The organism is Thiocapsa sp., assembly GCF_022340925.1.
Classification (GTDB): Bacteria; Pseudomonadota; Gammaproteobacteria; order Chromatiales; family Chromatiaceae; genus Thiocapsa.
In genome coordinates this window covers 1-3,083 of record NZ_JAJDNA010000019.1, presented here as the reverse complement: position 1 = coordinate 3,083, position 3,083 = coordinate 1, and the positions used below count along the sequence as shown (strand labels likewise).

1 protein-coding gene is annotated in these 3,083 nt (G+C 65.2%); it reads left to right on the top strand.

The genetic code is table 11. The features are described from left to right. Positions 1–3,083: neuraminidase-like domain-containing protein (locus tag LJE61_RS02930; protein ID WP_367114897.1), on the top strand; the 3,083-nt coding region annotated here is incomplete at both ends.

Here is a 3,083-nt window from a genome sequence, read left to right as displayed (position 1 = left end):
CTGAGCCCCGCCGCCTATCTGGCCGATCTGCTCGCCTTCATCAACAACCCGGCCAACATTGTGGGGACCAATCTGGAAACCCCAGATAGCGCCACCTTAATCAGCGGCCTCAACGCGTTGACGATGCGCTATGCTCCGGATGATGAAAATCCTGGCCATCTGAAAAAGGCCGACCCCGAACAGGCCCGCCGCCCGGACATCCCCGCCATCGAGCTGAGCTGCCCGAACGCGGATACGCCTCTGCCCTATGTCGATCTGGTGATGGAGATCCTCGAGCAGGCGGCATCCGGGACCCTCGAGGGACATTCTCACCAGACCTCGGGGGATGTCGATCAGCGAGGTGCACACCCGGAACATATCAATGAAACGGCCTATGACAATCTGGCCGCGGCAGTCTTTCCCCTGACCCTGCCATTCGACATCTGGCACGCGGAGGCCGATTTGTTGTTGCCCGAGCTGGGCACCAACCGGGTCGAGCTGCTGGAGACCTTCCAGCCATCGGTTGGGACCGAGTCGGGCCCGACGGATTCCGACCGCCTGGTTCTGCCCCTGACCCTGCCATTCCATATCCGTCAGGATAATGCCGAGCAGGGCCATCCGGAAACGGCAAGTCTGATGCGCAGTGAACGCTGGGCCAGGGCCAGACTCGGGCTGTCAGCGCCGCAGTGGGAACTGATCGCCGGCGCAGATGAGGGCGGCGTTAGCCAGTCCCCGTTTGCTTGGGGTCACCGCGACGGCACTGAGAGTGGTTGGACATCGCTCTTAGCGCAACTCTCCAATGCCGAGGCCTTTCTGGAGCGCAGCGGCCTGACGTACGAAGAGCTGATGCAGTTGACGGTGCTCAAGTCCGTCGATCGATTCGGCGATCTGTATCTGAATCCCGGCTCGCCACCCGTGTGTGATCCAGCCCAGATCGAGGTCGAGGGGCTGAACCAGGAAATGGCCCTCTTCCTGCACCGCCTGCTGCGGTTGCGCGCCGCCCTCGGCTGGAGCCTGATCGAGCTGGACCAAGCGGTGATGGCGCTGGATTCTGCGGCGAGGGCTGACGGACAGCCCCTCTTGGACGCACAGTTTCTGATCAAGCTCGCGCAGGTCGTCGATCTCAAGGACCAGTTCCGTCTCCCGCTACCCGAACTGCTGAGCTGGTGGTCGAACATCGACACCGCTGATTACTCGGTCGAGGGGCTGCCGGTCTATCGCTCCTTCTACGACACACAGGTTCCGGCGCCGCACGGCGACGACCCAAAAACGGAAAAGTTCGCCCTCGATGATACTCGCACCGAACTCATAGATGACGAGCAGCCACTCATTGATTACGTCGACCTGATCGCGCCCATCCTGGGCCTGACCCAGTCCGAGCTGCCCCTGTTGGAAGACGGCCTGGCGCTCGAGAGTGACAGACTGAATCTGGCCAATCTCTCCACCCTCTACCGGCACGCTTCGCTGGCGCGCGCCCTCGGCCTGGGCATCGCCGAGTATCTGCTGGCCAGGCAACTCATCGGCTCCGATCCCTTTACCGATGAGGGTCCGGAGGCGCCCACCTACCAGACCCTGCGCTTCCTGTCGCGCTTCCGAGATCTGGAGCGAAGCGGTTTCGGCCTCGCCGAGCTGCACTATCTGGTCGGCGCCGGCGAGCATCCGCAAGGTTCCAGCCTGCCGCCGACCGAGGACTGGCTGGATCAGACCGCCGAGAGCCTGCGCCAGACCTTGAGCGGGATCGAGCCGCCCAGCGAAGACGAAGATGCAGCGCTGGATCTCCAGGCCCTGGCGGCGTTGCGCGCCAAGGCCCTGGGCATCGCGCTGGCGGAACTGCTCGGCATAGGCACGGACGTCTGCCGCGCCCTGCTGACCCACACCCGCCTGAAGGCGGATTCCGCGCCGCCTGCCTGCTGCACCTGGGCATTCAGGCCCGCGGGGCTCTCGATCATGCAGGCCCTGCTGGCAGCCCTGGGGGCGAGTGAGCCGGAGCCGCACCAGGAAACCGTGAGGAGCATTCTGCTGCGGCTGCATCAGGCCGCCTTGCTGGTCTCCAGGCTCGGGCTCACGGCCGCGGACCTCCAGGGCCTGGTCGCCATTCGCGGTCGCACGGGCTGGCTGGATCCCACGGCCCTGCCCATCGATCCCCCAGGACCGCAGCCGCTGGGCACCCTGAGCGGCCTGATGCACCTGGTCGATTTCAGCGGGCTGCGCCGCCGGCTGCCCGCGCATCAGCGGGGCCGGCTGTTCGAGCTGTTCCTCATCCCGTCGGATATCAAAACGGCGAACGATCCGGCCGAGGCAAGAAATGAATACACCGAGCTTCTGGCCGAGCTGACCGGCTGGCCGACGGATCAGATCAAGGCGTTGATCGGCGACCCGGACGCGAACGACGACCCAGCCAAGCTGGGTATATTGCAACCGGACTTTCCGGAGCATTTTCGCGCCCCCCGCCTGGCCCTGCGCATCGGCGCTGCCATCAGGCTCGCGCAGCGGCTCGGGCTCCCCGTGGCCGAGGCCGCGGCCTTGTTGCCCGATCCGGAGAATGCGAAAGACTCGGCTATGCGCATCCGCAATGCCCTGCGGGCTCGCTGGGGCGCCAACTGGAACGCGGCGGTCAAGCCCCTGCGCGACCGGCTGCGGGAGCAGCAGCGCGCCGCCCTGGTCGCCTTTCTGATGCACCAGTGGTCCCTCAAGCGCGCCGACGACCTGTTCGACCTGTTCCTGATCGACGTGGAGATGAGCCCCTGCATGCAGACCTCGCGCATCGTGCAGGCCACCGCCTCGGTCCAGCTGTTCGTACAACGGGTGATCATGAACCTGGAGCCCGGCCTGTCCATCACCGCCGACGGGGCGGCCCAATGGGAGTGGATGAAGAACTACCGGGTATGGGAGGGCAACCGTCAGGTCTTTCTCTACCCGGAGAACTGGATCCAGCCGGAGCTGCGTGACGACAAGACCCCCTTCTTCGAGGAGCTGGAGACCGAGCTGCTGCAGAGCGACCTGACCGAGGCCAGCGCGGAAACGGCCCTGCTGCACTACCTGGAGAAGCTGCACGAGATCGCGCGACTGCAGCCCTGCGGCATGTACCGGGAAGAGGACAGCGA